The following is a 17,421-nucleotide window of genomic DNA, read 5'->3' on the forward strand; positions in this document are numbered from 1 at the left end:
AAACTGCGGAAGGCTTAATATACATAAGACATAAGCTACAGATATTGGATATTTTTACAAAAATTGCCTCTTTACCCTGTTCCCTGTTCCCTGTTCCCTCTTTCAGACTGGTAATTTAGCATAACAAGTACGGTAGAACCTTAATTTTTAATTCCCATAACCCATTGTCTTCCTACTCCTTCGGTAAAGTTTCCACTTTTCCTATGACCTGAATCATCAATTATCAAAGGGATAAAGGCAAGAACAAACCTTTACCCCTATGAGAATTGTAGGCAAATCAGGCAAGGCAAATATTATTTATTCGACAACATTCTCCTTAACTAATCTTTGGTCAGATGCTACTGCCAGAAGTTCTTCTACAATATCCCAAGCTGCTGCACATTCACGAGAAGAATCGCCCTTAGTTGTACAAATTTTTCTCGCTTCTTCCCTTGCAACTTCTATTTCGTCTTCAATAAAGATGCGTTTTGGATTTTCAAACAAATCACTTTTTCTGAGGATATCTGTAATTGAGATAATTCCTAATAGCTTACCTTTAATTACAGGGGCGCGACGGACGCCAGTGACAACAATGCAAGGCTTGGTCATGATTTCATAAACTCGCACTTGTTTGGAGTCCTTACCGTAAGCAGCAACTTTATAAACAATATCAGTTTCACTGACCATACCATAGGGGTCATTTTCTGTGCGGGGTTCAACAATTAAAGAGCGCAAACCTTTATATTTCATTAAATCTACAGCTTCTGCTACGGTTGCTGAACCACGAATTGTTACAACTTCTGTGGTCATTATGTCTTCAGCTTTCATCATCGGTTTATAAGTTCCTATCAATAGTTGGGTTAAAATTTGTATTACTTGTGAATTGTAATGAATTTGCAAAAATCCCGTTTCAGATTTCTCCAGATTGCTCATTGTTCTTATGTAAATGAGTATGGTTGACTGGGCAAAAAACCATCAATTCTTGGATTTAATCTTCGTAAATTCTGGCTTCTAAAGCATCGGGAAATTCCTGACAATACATCTCAAAATAGCTTTTTGGATTTTCCACAAAGTCACTTTTTCTGAGGATATCGGTAATTGAGATGATTCCCAATAGCTTACCTTTAATTACAGGGGCGCGACGGATGCCTGTATTGGCAAATAAACGGGCTATATACTCCACACCAAGCTCAGGATTGACCACAATGCAAGGCTTGGTCATAATTTCATAAACTCGCACTTGTTTGGAGTCTTTACCATAAGCACCAACTTTATAAACAATATCAGTTTCAGTTATCATGCCATAGGGGTCATTTTCTGTGCGAGGTTCGACAATTAAAGAGCGCAGATGGCGTTCTTTCATAAGTGCTACAGCTTCTGCTACGGTTGCTGAACCACGAATTGTCACAACTTCTGTGGTCATTATGTCTTCAGCTTTAATCATGGTTGAAATCCTGAAAGTAATGAGTATGAATTTGTGGGATTTTCATTTGGTAAATGTCTACATATAGAGGAGAATAAAATAGATGTACTCATCTCTAATATGTTCTGCTTAGACACTTCTGGAGAAAGATTAGATGTCGTTAATGGTTGAAAATTACTTGGTATTCCAGGTGCGTAAGCTTCAATGACAGTTCCATCCAGAGAGCGTATTACCATCAGGTAGTCACAAACTGGACACTCTGTGCGGATAATTTGATTAATCAAAGAATACTTGTGAGCTAGTTTTTCATCAGTTAAAAACTGACGTTTTGCTTCACTACCGCAATTAGGACATGGAAATATATACGCTCTCTGCATGGAGAAACTCCCTTAAGAATGTTAAAGTATTTTGTTTAAAGCTGTAGTGAATTTTTCATAGGGAACTACCCCAACAACTATTTCTGATAATTTACCTTTATTGAAAAACATAACTGCGGGAATACTGCGAATACCGTACTTTTTAGCAATGCTTTGATTTTCGCCGTCACCAACATCTAGTTTGACTACTTTTGCCTGATCTTTGTATTCTTCAGCCAGTTTATCCATTAAAGGAGCAACCATCCTACAAGGTCCGCACCAAGTTGCGGTACAGTCCATAACAAACAACTCTTCCGCCTCTAAGAGCGATTCAAATTCTGATTTTTGGATATATTTAACAAGAGTTTCATTCAGACTTTCAGAAGTAGCCATAGGTTTCTCCAGGAAAAATTTAAATTGGTGATTATGTAGTTGTAAGATGGAAAATTGTCAAATAATTGAGGTTATTTGTTGAGGTAACGCAAGGCTCATAAGTGCTATAACTCTCATGCCATATAAATTGTAATCTTTTGATTTTTCTTTTCTTTCGCATAAAATAGGCAGGAATTTTACTTTATTTTTGTGTCATGTAGATAAAATATTTTCTCCTGATTTGATTGATATTTTCCCAGCAGTTAAATTTTTCTTATTTGCTGTTAAATAAGATTTGGCAACGGAATCTTGTAAAAACTGAGTTACCATTTCAACTGAGCGATCGCCATTAATCATACTTAAACAATTTTGTTGGCGATAATACTGAATTAAGGACGCAGAATGCTCATGATAGATTTCTATCCGTTTGTAAATATTATCACGAGTATCATCTAAGCGACTTCGTTGCAGTAACCTTTGCAAGGAAACATCAATGGGGACATAAAAGCTAAAAACTTGGTCGTAAAGCTGTTTTGATGAAGCATTGTGGTCTTTAGCCTGGATTCCTAATAGTAGTTGATCAAGAAGTTTCACCTGGGATAAGTTACTAGGAAATCCATCTAGAATCCAACCCTGTTGAGCAGAGGTATGATTTAAGCGTTGGCGAATGATATTCAGCAGGAAATCATCTGGAACTAAATCGCCTCTTTCTATATAGGGCTTGACTTTTAAGCCAAAAGAAGTCTCCTTGGCGATCTCCTGACGGCATATATCATCCATGGAAATATGCGGAATTTGCCATTGGCTTGATAGTGCTGCCCCCTGCGTACTCTTGCCCGCACCCGGTACTCCCAAGAAAATCAATCGCATTCAAACAACCCCTATTTCCAACTGAAAATGAGATGAAATCAACAACCAATACAATCCCCAAAGATAGGATCTAGGACTAGCCAATATTTGAGATATCATGTCTACAGAGGTGATTGAATTCTGAAAACAATGGCAACCGAAAAATCAAAAGACTCTTACCTGTGGGAAAAACTAGACCAGGCCAGGAAAGCGAAAGCTGCTAGTGGCGGCTATGCCGGCTATGGTTCACCTGCTTTTGGTCAACAGTCAGTTAATGGTGAACTAGTAGATAATCCATCTGAACAACAGATCATTGAATTAATTCGCCGTCACCACAAGTCAGGAAAATCACTTCCACAAATTGCCGCGTGGCTAAACCAGCAAGGATACACAACCAAGCGAGGGAGTCAGTGGCAACCTGTATCAGTTAAAAGAGTCCTAGACAGGCTATATGGTAAAATACAGAGGATTTCTGGCATGGATGAAGACTGATGTACTTATTGGCTCTGATTTAGAACCACAAAGCAAAAATGTCTTCTTTTGCCCCTATTTGGATAGGCCAGTTTAAATTTTATCCCCCATTTACCTTTTAATCGTTAAACCCTTTATATGTAAACTGTTTCCCCGATTCATCCTTTACATCCCCCGTATCATAACCGAAATTTATAGAAAATGATATGTATATGACAAAAACTTTACAAAACTTCATAAATTAACTTCATCAGCTATTGTGAACCATGCAAATTGATGACTCACCCATTGGCGTTCCCTGTTTAGAAGAGGCGATAGATAGGCATCCACTGCTCGTTGCGCCCCAGACTTCTCTAATTGATGTTGTGAATTTAATGAATCAGACGCGAGGTAATAATAGTTGTTTATTACCTGATTTTGATTCAGCAATTGGCTTTAGTTCCATGGGAGGTATGCGTTCAAGTTGTATTTTAGTCATGGAAGGAACAGAAATACTAGGTATTTTCACAGAGCGAGATATTGTCAAACTTACAGCAGAGGGTAGAGATTTTGCTAATGTGAAAATAGCTGATGTCATGGTGCATCCAGTCATAACCCTGGCGGAAAACGCATTTCGGGATATCTTTGCTGCACTGTTTTTGTTTCGACGATATCGTATTCGCCACTTGGTGATCATCAATGCAGAGAAACAACTTGTGGGGATTGTCTCCCCAGAAAGTATTAGGCAAGTTTTGCGCCCCACCAACTTGCTGAAAATGCGGCGGGTGTCAGAAGTAATGACCACTCAGGTAATTCATGCACCACCCACAGCCTCCGTACTCAGCTTGGCACAGATGATGGCGGAGCATCAAGTTAGTTGCGTAGTGATAACGAAAAGTGCTTCTGGGAATGATGCCGAATCCGGTTGGAAACCAGTAGGAATTGTTACAGAAAGAGACATAGTACAATTCCACGCATTGGGATTAAATCTGCCTCAAATTCAAGCAAGAACAGTGATGAGTACACCCTTATTTTTGCTTAGTCCAGAAGATTCCCTATGGTTTGCCCATCAAGAAATGCAGCAGCGGCGAGTGCAGCGATTAGTTGTATCCTGGGATTGGGGAGCAAAGTTAGCGATCGTAACTCAAACCAGTTTGTTACGGATATTTGATCCACTGGAGATGTATGGAGTCATAGAAACATTACAAATAACTGTAGCTCAATTGGAAACAGAGAAAGCTAAATATTTCCATAGCCAAACTAACCCCACCGAACTACCTCTACAGCCAGATTTAAAGCAGATACACAAACAACACATAGTTGCTGACGAAAACTTAGATAACTTGATTGCTACTGTGCAAAGCCGGATAGAACATTTGATGAAAAACCCTGATTTATCCACAGAATTACAGCAAATGTATTTAGGTTTAGCGACAACGGAGATGGAAAAAATCCGCCATTGTCTTCATAGCTAAAAAATTCTCGCAAATTACCGAATTCCTAACAACAAACAAGTTGTGTAACCAAATTAGCAATGTAATTAGACAAGTACCTGGACAGAATTGATTATATATTAGTTATTTACCAATTCTTTCCCAGTCAAGGATTTAAGCCCAGATATTTGTGTAATTAGGGCTTGCTGAATAAAGCTATAATCGGTTATTAATAGGGGTTTCGCGGATTTTAAGAACAAGCAAGTGCAAGGTGTTCCCTGTTCCCAGTTAAGAGTTCCCTGTTCCCTCTCCTCACAGACAACTTTTTCAGCAACCCATAATTAATTTTTCCTATTACTTCAGATATTATTCATGGTAATCATTACCAGAACCAAACCGCCATTTATCTATTAACCGATGCCAGTAATATTGTTGTTGCATAGATAAATTATTAACTAAAAATTCTATCACTGGAGTTACAAAAAATAACCCATTATAAACGCATAAGTTAATATAATGTAACATCCAATCTAACAAACTCAATAAACCAACTTGGGGAATGATTTTCGCAACTAATAAAGGCTGGGATAAACCAGTTTTTACCAAAGTTTTTGTTAACGCCCCAAACTGAACAATATCTTGTAAAAAAGGTTTTAAAACAGGTGTTCCTAACTGTTGCATTTGGGCAAATACAGCAGAGAGTAATTGGTTAATTTGGTTGGGATTAATTTTCTGATTGACACCGACACTCATGGCTTTTTGAAATAGCCAAGTTACACTTAAACTTGGTTGATAGGGTTGGAGAATTGCTAAAGATTGGACAGACAATTGATCAGTTTTTAATGCTTCTGCGATTCCCAACGTTAACCTTTGTAAATGACGCACCATAGCCCCAAAACCACCAAAACTTAACGGTGATTGATTACCGCTACTATCTCCTACAAATAAAATCCGATTCCAAGGAGTTGCTAAAGGACTTTGACGATAACTAGGAAAAAAACCAAACAACGCCCGTTGAAAATTTAATTCATTAATTTCCACACCTTGATATTCTGGTAATAGGCGTAAATATTCATCAAATAAAGTTTCTAAACTTAATCGTTGTGCATCGGCATCCATATAAGTAAATAAATATGTGGTTCTACCATCCTTAGCTGGAAAAGCTTCCCAGAAATATTGACATTGATTTTCCAAAGGTGTGAAAGATAACAACAAGTCTCCTGAGTCATTTTTTGGAAATCCTGTTGCACAACTTCCTACAACCAAGCAAAGCGCATCCGGTTTTTTTCCTTGACGCGCTTGTTGGCTAATGGGAGAAAGATTTCCCATAGCATCCAATAACAATTTGGCGGTAAATTGGTTATTTACCATCACCCCATTAGGGTGAACTACTGCATCGCTAAAGGGTGTATTTTCCAATAATTTCCCCCCAGCATTGAGAAAGCGAGTTTTTAAGGTTTCCAATAAATAAATAGGATTGACACCAATATTCAAAACATCTTCTACCCATACTTCTGTACCTCCTTGAAAGCTAACTCGTGCGGGGTTGTATTCAGTAACAATAGATTGTGCTAATTCCGCTTCCGTCAGTAAGTCCAATTCCCGAAACACTGCTAACTCTTTGCGAGAAATATTCCATTCCTGTTCTCTACCGCGCAAAATTCCCCTTTCTAGCAATGCGACGCGCACACCACGTACAGCTAAGGCGCAACCAATCAAAATTCCTAAAGTTCCACCGCAAATAATGGCATCAAATTCTACAGATTCTAAATTTTTGGGATTTTCTTTAACTACGTTGGGTATAGGTGCGTTATTATTTCGCAGGGATGTTAGTATCCTGTCAGTACGACGCAAACCCCCTAAAACATCGCCTGGTAGTTGGGAAAGAATTTCTTCAGTTAATGACATAAGGACTAATTCCAGTAATAAAAGCGATTATAAATCGCCACTATACAAACACCTCCTCCACTTTATTTAAAGGGAGCAAGATTTCAAAAATCCAGAATTTCCCCACATAAATAGGTTTTGCTCTTATAAATACAGTTACTAGCCACATCAATGATTCTAGATAAGCAAGTCTTATTAATCCCATCCACTATTTTTTGTCAAGTGATATTGACACTTTGTAACAATCTTGTTATATTAGTTTACATAAAGTAAAAAACACCATGTATACCACCACCAACGAAAACGGCATCCTTAACAACTACGCTCCCGAAACCAAGTTCTACTACGCCGAATCTCCTTCCAAAGAACAGCAAAGTAAATATGCTTTTCAAGGCGCAGTAGCAGTTTTATTTATAATTTCTATAGTTTTTATTGCTTTGGGGGTTAGCTAAAATCTTCAGCTTCGGTACTTGCATCTAATCGTCATTCATATTTCTCCTAATCAACCCTGGCCAGTTTCACCAGGGTTTTTTTTGCCATAATTTACTATGATTGGTATTGGTAAAGTAAGTCAAGCCAGGATGCTGGCAATATCTAATCACCTCCTGGAAAAGATAAGATAAATTTTATAGAGTAGAAAAAACAAACAATGTCTAACAACCGTTCTGGAATCTTTATTGGCGGTTTGATGCTAGGAACAGCTATTGGCACTTTAGTCGGTTTAGTAGTTGCTCCCCGCACAGGACGCGAAACCCGTAAACTGATTAAAAAATCAGCTAATGCCATCCCTGAACTGGCAGAAGATATATCTACCAGCGTACAAATACAGGCAGATCGTCTGGCGCATAGCACCCTGCAAACCTGGGATCAAACCGTGGATAGACTGCAAGAAGCGATCGCCGTCGGTATAGAGGCAACCCAACAAGAAAACCAAAACTTACATCAACAAAATACTGTTAATATTAGCAACACAACAGAAAACTCAAATCCTCAGACTCAACAACCAGAACATTCATAAATGGCTTAACTGTGACTGATCCTTTATTTTGGCTGGGACTATCCCTCCTCTTAGTTGCTGCCAGTCTCACGGCCGTTTTGGTGGCAGCTATACCCGCTTTACAGGAATTAGCCCGTGCTGCTCGCAGTGCCGAAAAATTCTTTGATACCCTTTCACGGGAGTTACCACCTACTCTCAACGCTATTCGCAACACCAGTTTAGAAATCACAAATTTAACCGATGATGTGAGTGAAGGTGTCAAAAGTGCCGGTCAAGTTGTCAAACAATTTGATCAAAGTCTAGATAGTGCCAAACAACAAGCAGAAAATATTCAAATTACTACCCGTAGTGTTTTTGTTGGGCTTAAAGCCGCATGGAAAACCTTGACACGGAAAAAACCCAACCGTATAAATGTTCAACGTTTACCGTAAGGATTCAGGGAACAGGGAACAGGGAACAGGGAATAGGAAAGAAAAATGTTCTTCATCCTTCATCCTTTGCTGAACCCAAATTGGCGTATTCTCTGATAACTTGTTGAACATAATTTTGATATTGCTTTAGTTTTTCCATTCTACAATTGCCTCCTGAATAGGATCATAAATAATTAGTTTAACTTCAGAGCGTTGAACAACTGTTTTGATAAATTGCAATTGAAAGAAAGCACTATAAACTCCTAAAGGAACAGCTAAATATAAAACTCTTTCTGGTTCTTTCTCTTCTAATGCCAAACGATAATTCAAAAACTGGCCAACTGCTGTATGAAATTGAGAAATATTAGATGTACCTGTGAAACTCTTAATTTAAACTACTATTTTTTGTCCAGTTCTTTCAGCAGCTAGAATTTCTTCAGCCCCAATATCAATATACATTTCTACATCACCAACTTCAATCCTCAAAGGAACATCTGTGATCACCCAACCTTCTTTTTCTAATCCTTTTCTAACAGCATCATGAAAAATATCTTTAGCTGGCATTGGTTTAAAATTTAGTCTTTTTATGTAAGGATTCAGGTGAAGTGATAAGATCCCCGACTTCTTTGATTGATTGTATTCGGAAAGGATAAATCTATCAAAGAAGTCGGGGATCTGGAAACAAGTGCTATAGCTGAATACTTACTATTCAATTTACAAACAACACATAAAAGCAAAATGCACAAACTTCTCACATTTCATAACGAAAAACTCCTCCGTCAAGCACTCACTCACCGTTCCTATGTCAACGAAAACCCAGGAGAAGGAGAACATAACGAGCGCTTAGAATTTCTTGGTGATGCTATTTTAAATTTCCTCAGTGGAGAATATCTTTATCGTTGTCATCCCGAAAAAGGAGAAGATGAATTAACCCGCCGACGTTCCGCATTAGTAGAAGAAAAACAACTGGCAAAATTTGCCATAGAAGTAGGTTTAGATTTTAGAATGAGATTAGGAAAAGGAACAATTAGAGATGGCGGTTTTCAAAATCCTAACTTATTAAGTAGTACCTTTGAGGCTGTAATTGGGGCTTATTATTTAGATAATAATCGTGATGTTGAACCACTTCGTGCAATTGTTGAACCATTATTTGATTCCGCATCAGAACACATTGTCGAAATCCGTTCTAATGTAGATTCCAAAAATCGTTTTCAGGAATGGGTACAGGCTCAAGGTAACACAAATCCCCCTAAATATGCTACAGAACAAATTGGCGGACCCTCTCACGCACCAGAATTTAGAGCGAAAGTATTAGTAGAGGGTGAAGAATACGGAGAAGGTAAAGGACGTAATAAAAAAGAAGCCGAAAAAGCTGCTGCTGAAGATGCTTTGGCGAAATTGAAAAAAAGAGGTTTGTTAGATTGATAATTGTTGATTCTCAGCAATTTATCTGAATCTTCCTAGGGAATAGGAAATAAAAATCAGTAGTTAAGTAACTAATATTTTTATCAATACTGATGCTATCACTAAACATCAATGTTATGGTGCTATCATTGATTTTGAGTAAGTCAGCCTAGTCCAGCAAGTAACAATCAACATTGCTGGAACGGAGGAACCAAATTGTGGGGCGTGTTTTTGTCTTGATTAATTGAATCATTTGAGGTTCATAACTCAAAAAAATCGAAAATCGAGCAAAAAAGGGTATCTCTCAACTCTAGCCCGTCAGCTAACTTCGTAGGCATTGAGAGGAGACTGAAGAGACAGAATTTTAATGATTTTCTGATCTCATCAGTGTCCAAGATTGGTACAAGTTAATGTTTTCGTACCCAAGCTTAACTCTGCTGAGGTAAAATAAATGATATTGCAACTAAATTTAGCTGCTATTTTTGCAGTTGCCGGAAAAGCTGTTTGGAAAAAAGCTAAACCTGTAGTTATTCAGGATGTTTTCTTATTCCCCGCATTAGGATGTTTAGGAATTATTGTCTTGTGGTGGCTGGTAGCACTGGCGAACCATGAATTAATGCCCACACCTCCAGAAGCATTAATTGCTAATTGGGACTATATCTTACATCCATTCTATGAAAGAGGCCCAGGTGATTTAGGAATTGGTTGGTTATTATTAGCAAGTTTACGGCGGGTAATATTAGGATTTGGTTTAGGTGCATTAGTAGCCATTCCCTTGGGATTTTTAATTGGAATGTCTAGACCGGCAATGCTGGCTTTTAATCCCATTATTCAGATTTTTAAACCAGTATCACCATTAGCTTGGTTGCCCATTTCTTTATCTCTGTTTAATTTAGCAGATCCTTCGGCAATTTTTGTGATTTTTATTACTTCCCTATGGCCGACAATTATTAATACTGCTTTGGGGGTTTCTAGCGTTCCTAAAGATTATTTAGATGTGGCACAAGTTTTAGAAATGCCTCGTTGGCGACAAATTACCAAAATTATTTTACCTGCGAGTTTACCTTATATTTTTACAGGTTTACGAATTAGTTTAGGGATAGCTTGGTTGGTAATTGTAGCTGTAGAAATGCTCACAGGTGGAACAGGAATTGGCTTTTTTGTGTGGGATGAATGGAGTCGTTTAAATCTGAGTTCGGTATTTTTAGCAGTGTTTGTTATTGGTATTACAGGTTTAGTTTTAGATTACGCTGTGGGCAAAATTCAAGAATTGGTTACTCACCGTCCAGGAAATTTAAAGTAATGAAATTGAGCTGAATTTCAAGTGTTTTATTCAGAATTCAGGATACAGAATACAGGATTGATAATAAATTAGAGTTTTCGAGTTATTGGATGATTCCTGATACAAACAAATATTCTAACTCCTGTACAGGCGAACGGACGTTCGCCCCTTCTAACTCGGTTAATTCTGCTATAAATTAAATCCAAAATAATAAAAACCATGAGTGAAAATCATTTAACTCGCCGAAATTTTATTAAAGTCATAGGTGCGACAACAGCCGGTTTAGCTTTATCATCATGTAATGTTTCCGGAGATAAATCTGCAAAGGGACTAACAGAAGAAGCTTTAGCAGTAACACCGATAGTCAGACCCCAAGATTTAGAAAAATCGGATATTACCGTTGGTTATGTACCTGTAAATGATTGTGCGCCATTTGCGATAGCTTGGAAAAAAGGATTTTTCCGCAAATATGGCTTAAACGTCACACTCAACCGGGAAGCCAGTTGGGCTACCTCCCGCGACGGTTTAATTTTCGGTCGTCTCGATGCTTCCCCTGTTGTTTCCGGTGCAGTCACCAACGCCAGAATAGGCGCGGAAGGGGCGCGTCATGCCCCCCTATGTGCAGCAATGACTATTCACCGCCATGGTAACGCCATGACTATGAATAAGGATATGTGGGACTATGGCATCCGTCCTTGGTATGAATATCAACAAAAATACGGTGATGGGGCTTTAGAAGCCTTTGGGCGAGACTTTCGCGGCTATTTTGACAAACAACCCCCAGAAAAGAAAGTTTGGGCTGTAGTCCTCAGTTCTGCTATTTATGAATACTTTGCCCGCTATCTTTCTGCTGCTGCTGGTGTTGATCCTCTTAAAGAATTTCGGGTAATTATTATTCCCCCACCGCAAATGGTGACAAACATGAGAATTGGCGCAATGGAAGCCTACATGGTCGCCGAACCTTGGAACACTAGAGCAATTACGAGTAATCAAGGTATCGGTTTTACCTTCGCCCAAGGTAAGGAAATTTGGCACGGCCACCCAGATAGACTACTGGGAGTAATGGAATCTTTTATTGTTAATTATCCAAAAACTTACCGTTCTTTAGTCAAAGCGATGATAGAAGCGTGTCAATATTGTGGGAAACCTGAAAATCGTCAAGAAATAGCCGAATTACTCACAGAAAGATCATTTACAGGTGCAAAACCCAAAAAACCAGGTGATCCTATTACTAAGTTTACAGGACCGGGAATTATTGGCAATTATAACTATGGAGGTTTTGATGGTAAGGACCGCACTATCCAAGCAGATGATACCACAATTTTTTATGATCTTCCTAACAGTATTCCCCACGAAGAAGGAGAACATTCTACATTTTTATGGCGTTCTCGGAGTATTTGGTTAATGACTCAAGCAGCGCGTTGGGGACAAATCAAGGAAATACCTAAAAACGCCGAACAAGTAGCAGCGCAAGGTTGGAGAACAGACTTATATAGAGAGATAGCCACAGAAATGGGAATTAAATGCCCCAAGGATGATTATAAAATTGAACCATCAACAGCATTTATAGATAAAAAATCATTTGATCCGAGTGATCCTGTAGGATATCTTAATAGTTTTCCGATCCGTGCTAATGCACCTTCTCGATTTTTTGTATCTTAAAAAAAGTTATCAAATCTCAGGTAATTAATCATGCAATATACAACATTACAACATCATGACTTTCCCAAAACTATGGAGCGCAACGGATTTTTAGAAATCGAAAATCTAGTTAAGTCTTATTCTAGACCTGACAAGGAAGAATTTGTGGTTTTAGATCATGTGAATCTGACCATTGAGGAAAATGAATATATTTCTGTAATTGGTCATTCCGGCTGCGGAAAATCCACCTTACTAAAAATAATTGGTGGTTTTGAAAAAGCGACATCTGGATCAGTTCGTTTAGATGGTAAAGAAATTCGCAAACCAGGCGCAGATAGAATGATGGTATTTCAAAACTATTCATTATTGCCTTGGTTAACTGTGCGAGAAAATATCCGTTTAGCTGTAGATGAAGTTCTCAAAAATGCCAATCGTGCTGAAAAAATTAGCATTGTTAATGAACATTTGGCTATGGTAAACTTAACCGCAGCGGCAGACAAATATCCTGATCAAATTTCTGGAGGAATGAAACAAAGAGTTGGTATTGCCAGGGCTTTAGCTATTCGTCCGAAAATGTTATTAATGGATGAACCTTTTGGGGCTTTAGATGCCTTAACCCGTGGTAAATTACAACGTCAAGTTTTAGATATTTGGGAAAGTCATCGTCAGGCGGTAATGATGATTACCCATGATGTAGATGAAGCAATTTATATGTCTGATCGAATTATCTTAATGACTAATGGACCATCTGCAAAAATAGGTGAAATTTTAACAGTTCCCTTTAAACGTCCTAGAGATAGAATGGCCATGCGTAATTCTAAAGAATATTTTGAACTTCGCAATCATGCTCTTAATTTTCTTGACGAACATTTTACATCGGAGGAGTAATATAGCAGGTGACAGTGCTAAAAGCCTTTTTGTATCTAGGTTGTAGTAATGATTTATGTCATAACTGCCCTGTCCATTGCTATAACAAATAACAAGATCCCCGACTTCTTTAAGAAGTCGGGGATCTGAATCTATATAAATGAAAAAATGGTGGGTTTTAGTATTACTAACTCACCATTTTTTTGAATATTGATGTGATGAAAATTTACTTGTTAGGTTGGGGTGTCATGCGTAAATAAGGTTTAATTTCTTGATAACCTTTGGGGAATTTTTCTTTGAGGACTTCGGGATCTTTCAAAGATGGAACAATTACGCAGTCTTCCCCATCTTTCCAGTCTGCTGGTGTTGCAACACTGTAATTATCTGTTAATTGCAAAGAGTCAATAACGCGCAAAATTTCATCAAAGTTACGTCCAGTGCTAGGAGGATAGGTAAAGGTAAGACGTAATTTTTTGTTGTTGTCAATAATAAACACAGAACGCACGGTGACAGTGGCCGCTGCGTTGGGATGAATCATATCATAAAGTTCAGAAACTTTACGATCTGGATCTGCCAAAATTGGGTAGTTAAGAGTGGTGTTTTGGGTTTCTTGAATGTCACCTACCCAACCATTATGAGAGTCTACATCATCAACACTGAGAGCGATCGCCTTGACGTTACGTTTGTCAAATTCTGGTTTTAGTTTAGCAACAGTACCGAGTTCGGTTGTGCAAACTGGTGTAAAGTCAGCAGGGTGGGAGAATAGCACTACCCAGCTATCACCAGCCCATGTATAAAAATCTATTTCCCCATGAGTAGAGGCTTGAGTAAAGTTGGGTACTGTATCACCAAGACGGAGAGTCATGCAAAATTCCCTGTATTCTAGAAAGACATCTATATTTTACTGTGACATGATCACACAGAAGTGAAATTGTGCCATTAGTCTGTCGCAGGTAGCAACAATATTTACAAATCGTATACAAAGTTAAGAGACTTTTACTTCCCCATTCTGCCCCATCACCTTGAGAGAAATTGTTCTTTGAGACTAAGGGTAGGAGTGTCTACTGGGGACTTTTTTCGATTTGGGAGATTTTTTCGGTTTTACCATGTTTGCAGTCTCCTAACTCCTACTTCCTTTATGTTTATCCCAGGTGTGTTTGCACTTGTGAAACTAATTCGGTTGTCCAATGGTTGACAAGTTCAGTGTCGGCGGCTTCTACCATGACTCTAATGACTGGTTCTGTACCAGAGGCACGGACGAGAATTCTGCCAGTATCACCCATGGCGGCTTCAGCTTTAGCGATCGCTTGTTGAACAGGTTGACATTTTTCCCATCCTAACCGCCGTTCCCGATCTAATACTCGCACATTCCGTAATATTTGGGGGTAGGTTTGAAAACTTTGATCTACCATTTCTCCCAGGGAAAGATGAGCTTCTTTGACTAGGGCGGCGATATGCAAGGCGGTTAATAAGCCATCGCCGGTCATGGCATAATGACTACAAAGGATGTGACCTGATTGTTCTCCTCCTAGCATTCCTCCAGTTTTCCGCATTTCCGCTTGCACATATTGATCACCTACGGAGGTACGGATTAATTTACCTCCTAATTGTTGCCAAGCTCTTTCAAAGCCCAGGTTAGCCATGACGGTGGACACAATCAGGTTATCTGGTAGCTGTTGTTTTTGTTGCAGGTGGCGACCCCAAAGGTAAAGAATGTAATCACCGTTGACTGATCTGCCCGTATTATCCACAGCTAAAACCCGATCTGCATCACCATCAAAGGCAAAACCCATATCGGCTCCGTGTTCTTTAACTGCGGTTTGGAGTATATCTAGATGTGTAGAACCACAATTAACATTAATGCGATCACCATCGGCTTCGTTATGTAGAGAAATAACCTCCGCCCCCATTTCCTGAAATACCTTTGGGGCTAAACCTACTGCTGCACCCCAAGCCAAATCTAATACAATTTTCATACCCTGGAGATTGATTCCAGATTGTAAGGGTGTTTGGATAGATTGACTATATTTTTGGATTAACTCCGTCCGTGAATAATGTTGGCCACAATTATTTATACTCAACCCTGGAGATAATTTGCCTCTTAATCCCGCCTCAATTTCCCTTTGTAGGGCTGGGGATAGCTTACCACCATGGCCATCAAAAATTTTAATTCCATTGTCTTCTGGGGGATTGTGGCTGGCGGAAATCATGATCCCACCAATAGCATTGGTGATGCTAGTAAGATAAGCTACGCAAGGTGTGGGACATAATCCCAAATACCACACTTCTAAACCAGCAGCAGTTAAACCGGCACTCAATGCCATAGCTAACATATCACTGGAGTTACGAGAATCCTGTCCTAAAATGATTGGACCTGACTCAGTAACATGATTTTGTAAAACCACACCAGCCCAAAAACCCACTTGTAAGGCTAAAGGCTCATTTAACAATTCTCCCACCTTGCCGCGAATCCCATCCGTACCAAATAAGGGGTTTGTAGGCAATGGGAGAGGATTTAACATCCAATTATTATCCACCTCTGTCACCAATCCTGAACTATAGCCTTGACTCCGAGCCACTGATAAAACCATAAATCTTTACACTCCACACAATCACACAAAAAAATAACACGCTTTTGGGCTATTCTGGACGTTCGTTCCACAGCAAATCGACTCGTTGCTTAATGATTTTTAATATAAATTCTCATCAAATAGGTCTAATGTAACGTTTTAATGGGGTTTTTTAACCATTGTGTACGAAAAGCTCCCACAGTTAATTTTTTTACAGTTGAGAATTTTAATATGAGCAGCAATTTAGCAAGCAAATTACGTGTAGGTACAAAGAAAGCACACACTATGGCAGAAAACGTGGGTTTTGTCAAGTGTTTTTTAAGAGGAGTTGTAGAAAAAAACTCCTACCGCAAATTGGTTGCTAATTTTTACTTTATCTACTCAGCGATGGAAGAGGAGATGGAAAAACACAAAGATCATCCAATTGTTGGTAAGATTTATTTTCCTGAACTCAACCGTAAGCATACCTTAGAGCAGGATTTAGCTTACTACTATGGTTATAACTGGCGGGAACAGGTGAGATTGTCCCCTGCGGGTGCAGCTTATGTCAACCGGATTCGGGAAATTTCCGCCACTGAACCAGAATTGTTAATTGCTCATTCTTATACTCGCTATTTAGGTGATTTATCGGGGGGACAAATCCTCAAAAATATTGCTCAAACGGCAATGAATCTCACCGAAGGCAAAGGAACTGCTTTTTATGAGTTTGCAGATATTACCGATGAAAAGGCATTTAAAGCCCAGTATCGCCAAAACCTAGATGCCATGCCTATTGATGATACTACAGGCAATCGCATTGTGGAAGAAGCTAACTCCGCTTTTGGCATTAATATGAAAATGTTCCAAGAATTGGAAGGCAACTTAATTAAAGCAATCGGTATCATGGTTTACAATGCCTTAACCCGCAAACGCACCAAAGGTAGTACAGAACTCGCTACTGCTGAGTAATCTTTGTTAAGCAAGAACTATAGCCGGTGACAAGTGCTACGCCACGGTGACAGGTGACAGTTATCAGAGCCTTTCCCTATCTAAATTGTAGTTGTGCTTCATGTCCTAACAGCATTGTCTACGGCCATAAAAATTATCATCATATCTAGGGGTAATATCCCTCTGATTTTTTTCTTTTGAGGAAAGCAACCGGAGGGATGTTACCCTAAGTTTTAATCATCTAAGTAATTAGTTGGAAAAAAGAAATAGGATTTGCCTCAATTTTATCAAAGACCCGTTATTTTTTGCAGATAGTCTGTTTGTGAAAAATCCCGAAAGAGTAGAGACAATGATGATGTTAATGGCATTATGTCTTTTAGTTTATAATTTAGGACAAAGACAATTGAGAATGTCATTGAAAGCACAAAAAGCAATAGTTAAAAATCAACTGAATAAACCAACAGAATCTCCCACATTAAGATGGATATTTCAGTGTCTTCCAAGGTATTCATCTTTTGATGATACAAGGATTCTCAACGTAATGGAGTCACACTGTCATATCTTGCAATTTTTA

Annotated in this window: 17 protein-coding genes, 3 pseudogenes and 1 riboswitch; of the genes and pseudogenes, 11 read left to right on the top strand and 9 right to left on the bottom strand. The window is 38.8% G+C overall.

The features are described 5' to 3' along the window. Positions 1 to 297 precede the first annotated feature (297 nt). The 5 genes from CUN59_RS13060 to CUN59_RS13080 all read right to left on the bottom strand — a co-directional run bounded on the left by CUN59_RS13060 (position 298) and on the right by CUN59_RS13080 (position 3,000). On the bottom strand, positions 298 to 810 hold the full coding sequence (locus CUN59_RS13060) for a CBS domain-containing protein (RefSeq protein ID WP_104388272.1): 513 nt from the start codon (positions 808 to 810) through the stop codon (positions 298 to 300). A 157-nt stretch (positions 811 to 967) separates the two neighbouring features. After that, a complete protein-coding gene (locus CUN59_RS13065) occupies positions 968 to 1,423 on the bottom strand; it encodes a CBS domain-containing protein (protein WP_104388259.1) in 456 nt (151 codons plus the stop codon). After that, complete coding sequence (locus CUN59_RS22445) at positions 1,420 to 1,779, bottom strand: hypothetical protein (protein ID WP_306460517.1); 360 nt, start codon at positions 1,777 to 1,779, stop codon at positions 1,420 to 1,422. The genes CUN59_RS13065 and CUN59_RS22445 overlap by 4 nt, the downstream gene beginning before the upstream one ends. A gap of 21 nt (positions 1,780 to 1,800) precedes the next feature. After that, positions 1,801 to 2,151: a thioredoxin family protein gene (locus CUN59_RS13075; RefSeq protein WP_104388260.1), complete on the bottom strand. Its 351-nt coding sequence runs from the start codon at positions 2,149 to 2,151 to the stop codon at positions 1,801 to 1,803. A gap of 192 nt (positions 2,152 to 2,343) precedes the next feature. Then, positions 2,344 to 3,000, bottom strand: a complete 657-nt coding sequence (locus CUN59_RS13080; RefSeq protein ID WP_104388261.1) for a nucleoside monophosphate kinase — start codon at positions 2,998 to 3,000, stop codon at positions 2,344 to 2,346. Positions 3,001 to 3,129: 129 nt separating this feature from the next. Between CUN59_RS13080 and CUN59_RS13085 the strand changes: the two genes are divergently transcribed. Together CUN59_RS13085 and CUN59_RS13090 are read left to right on the top strand one after the other, a co-directional pair. Further along, positions 3,130 to 3,471, top strand: coding sequence for a recombinase family protein (locus CUN59_RS13085; protein WP_027401655.1), 342 nt, complete (start codon positions 3,130 to 3,132; stop codon positions 3,469 to 3,471). A gap of 245 nt (positions 3,472 to 3,716) precedes the next feature. After that, the gene (locus tag CUN59_RS13090; protein ID WP_104388262.1) at positions 3,717 to 4,904 is read left to right on the top strand and encodes a CBS domain-containing protein; all 1,188 of its coding nucleotides are present in this window, start codon (positions 3,717 to 3,719) and stop codon (positions 4,902 to 4,904) included. Positions 4,905 to 5,228: 324 nt separating this feature from the next. On the opposite strand, the gene CUN59_RS13095 is transcribed toward CUN59_RS13090, so the two are convergent. Next, on the bottom strand, positions 5,229 to 6,770 hold the full coding sequence (locus CUN59_RS13095; protein WP_104388263.1) for an FAD-dependent monooxygenase family protein: 1,542 nt from the start codon (positions 6,768 to 6,770) through the stop codon (positions 5,229 to 5,231). 260 nt (positions 6,771 to 7,030) lie between these two features. Between CUN59_RS13095 and psb34 the strand changes: the two genes are divergently transcribed. The 3 genes and pseudogenes from psb34 to CUN59_RS13110 all read left to right on the top strand — a co-directional run. Beyond that, positions 7,031 to 7,201 (top strand): photosystem II assembly protein Psb34, encoded by a 171-nt coding sequence (psb34, locus tag CUN59_RS13100; protein WP_104388264.1) that lies wholly within the window; start codon positions 7,031 to 7,033, stop codon positions 7,199 to 7,201. 197 nt (positions 7,202 to 7,398) lie between these two features. Beyond that, positions 7,399 to 7,767 carry a YtxH domain-containing protein gene (locus tag CUN59_RS13105; protein ID WP_104388265.1) on the top strand — a complete coding sequence of 123 codons (369 nt, stop codon included), beginning with the start codon at positions 7,399 to 7,401 and terminating at the stop codon, positions 7,765 to 7,767. 11 nt (positions 7,768 to 7,778) lie between these two features. Beyond that, positions 7,779 to 8,174: pseudogene (locus CUN59_RS13110) on the top strand (DUF948 domain-containing protein); the annotation flags it as partial. 129 nt (positions 8,175 to 8,303) lie between these two features. Here the strand turns inward: CUN59_RS13110 and CUN59_RS13120 are convergent. After that, a pseudogene (locus CUN59_RS13120) lies at positions 8,304 to 8,720 on the bottom strand (XisH family protein). A 174-nt stretch (positions 8,721 to 8,894) separates the two neighbouring features. Between CUN59_RS13120 and rnc the strand changes: the two are divergent. The 4 genes from rnc to CUN59_RS13140 all read left to right on the top strand — a co-directional run bounded on the left by rnc (position 8,895) and on the right by CUN59_RS13140 (position 13,371). Next, positions 8,895 to 9,581, top strand: a complete 687-nt coding sequence (gene rnc / locus CUN59_RS13125) for a ribonuclease III (protein ID WP_104388273.1) — start codon at positions 8,895 to 8,897, stop codon at positions 9,579 to 9,581. Between the two features lie 135 nt (positions 9,582 to 9,716). Then, positions 9,717 to 9,912, top strand: a riboswitch (cyclic di-AMP (ydaO/yuaA leader). Positions 9,913 to 10,011: 99 nt separating this feature from the next. Beyond that, on the top strand, positions 10,012 to 10,863 hold the full coding sequence (gene ntrB, locus CUN59_RS13130) for a nitrate ABC transporter permease (RefSeq protein ID WP_104388267.1): 852 nt from the start codon (positions 10,012 to 10,014) through the stop codon (positions 10,861 to 10,863). 198 nt (positions 10,864 to 11,061) lie between these two features. Continuing rightward, on the top strand, positions 11,062 to 12,504 hold the full coding sequence (locus CUN59_RS13135) for an ABC transporter substrate-binding protein (protein WP_104388268.1): 1,443 nt from the start codon (positions 11,062 to 11,064) through the stop codon (positions 12,502 to 12,504). 30 nt (positions 12,505 to 12,534) lie between these two features. Then, positions 12,535 to 13,371: an ABC transporter ATP-binding protein gene (locus CUN59_RS13140; RefSeq protein WP_104388269.1), complete on the top strand. Its 837-nt coding sequence runs from the start codon at positions 12,535 to 12,537 to the stop codon at positions 13,369 to 13,371. 205 nt (positions 13,372 to 13,576) lie between these two features. On the opposite strand, the gene CUN59_RS13145 is transcribed toward CUN59_RS13140, so the two are convergent. After that, complete coding sequence (locus CUN59_RS13145; protein ID WP_104388270.1) at positions 13,577 to 14,215, bottom strand: peroxiredoxin; 639 nt, start codon at positions 14,213 to 14,215, stop codon at positions 13,577 to 13,579. A 277-nt stretch (positions 14,216 to 14,492) separates the two neighbouring features. Further along, positions 14,493 to 15,941 (bottom strand): phosphoglucosamine mutase, encoded by a 1,449-nt coding sequence (gene glmM / locus CUN59_RS13150; protein WP_104388271.1) that lies wholly within the window; start codon positions 15,939 to 15,941, stop codon positions 14,493 to 14,495. A 210-nt stretch (positions 15,942 to 16,151) separates the two neighbouring features. Between glmM and CUN59_RS13155 the strand changes: the two genes are divergently transcribed. Next, entirely contained in the window at positions 16,152 to 16,868 is a 717-nt protein-coding gene (locus CUN59_RS13155) for a biliverdin-producing heme oxygenase (protein ID WP_104388274.1), read from the top strand. Positions 16,869 to 17,130: 262 nt separating this feature from the next. After that, positions 17,131 to 17,377, top strand: a pseudogene (locus tag CUN59_RS13160) (IS1634 family transposase); the annotation flags it as partial. Between the last annotated feature and the right edge of the window lie 44 nt (positions 17,378 to 17,421).

Source organism: Cuspidothrix issatschenkoi CHARLIE-1 (assembly GCF_002934005.1).
GTDB lineage: Bacteria > Cyanobacteriota > Cyanobacteriia > Cyanobacteriales > Nostocaceae > Cuspidothrix > Cuspidothrix issatschenkoi.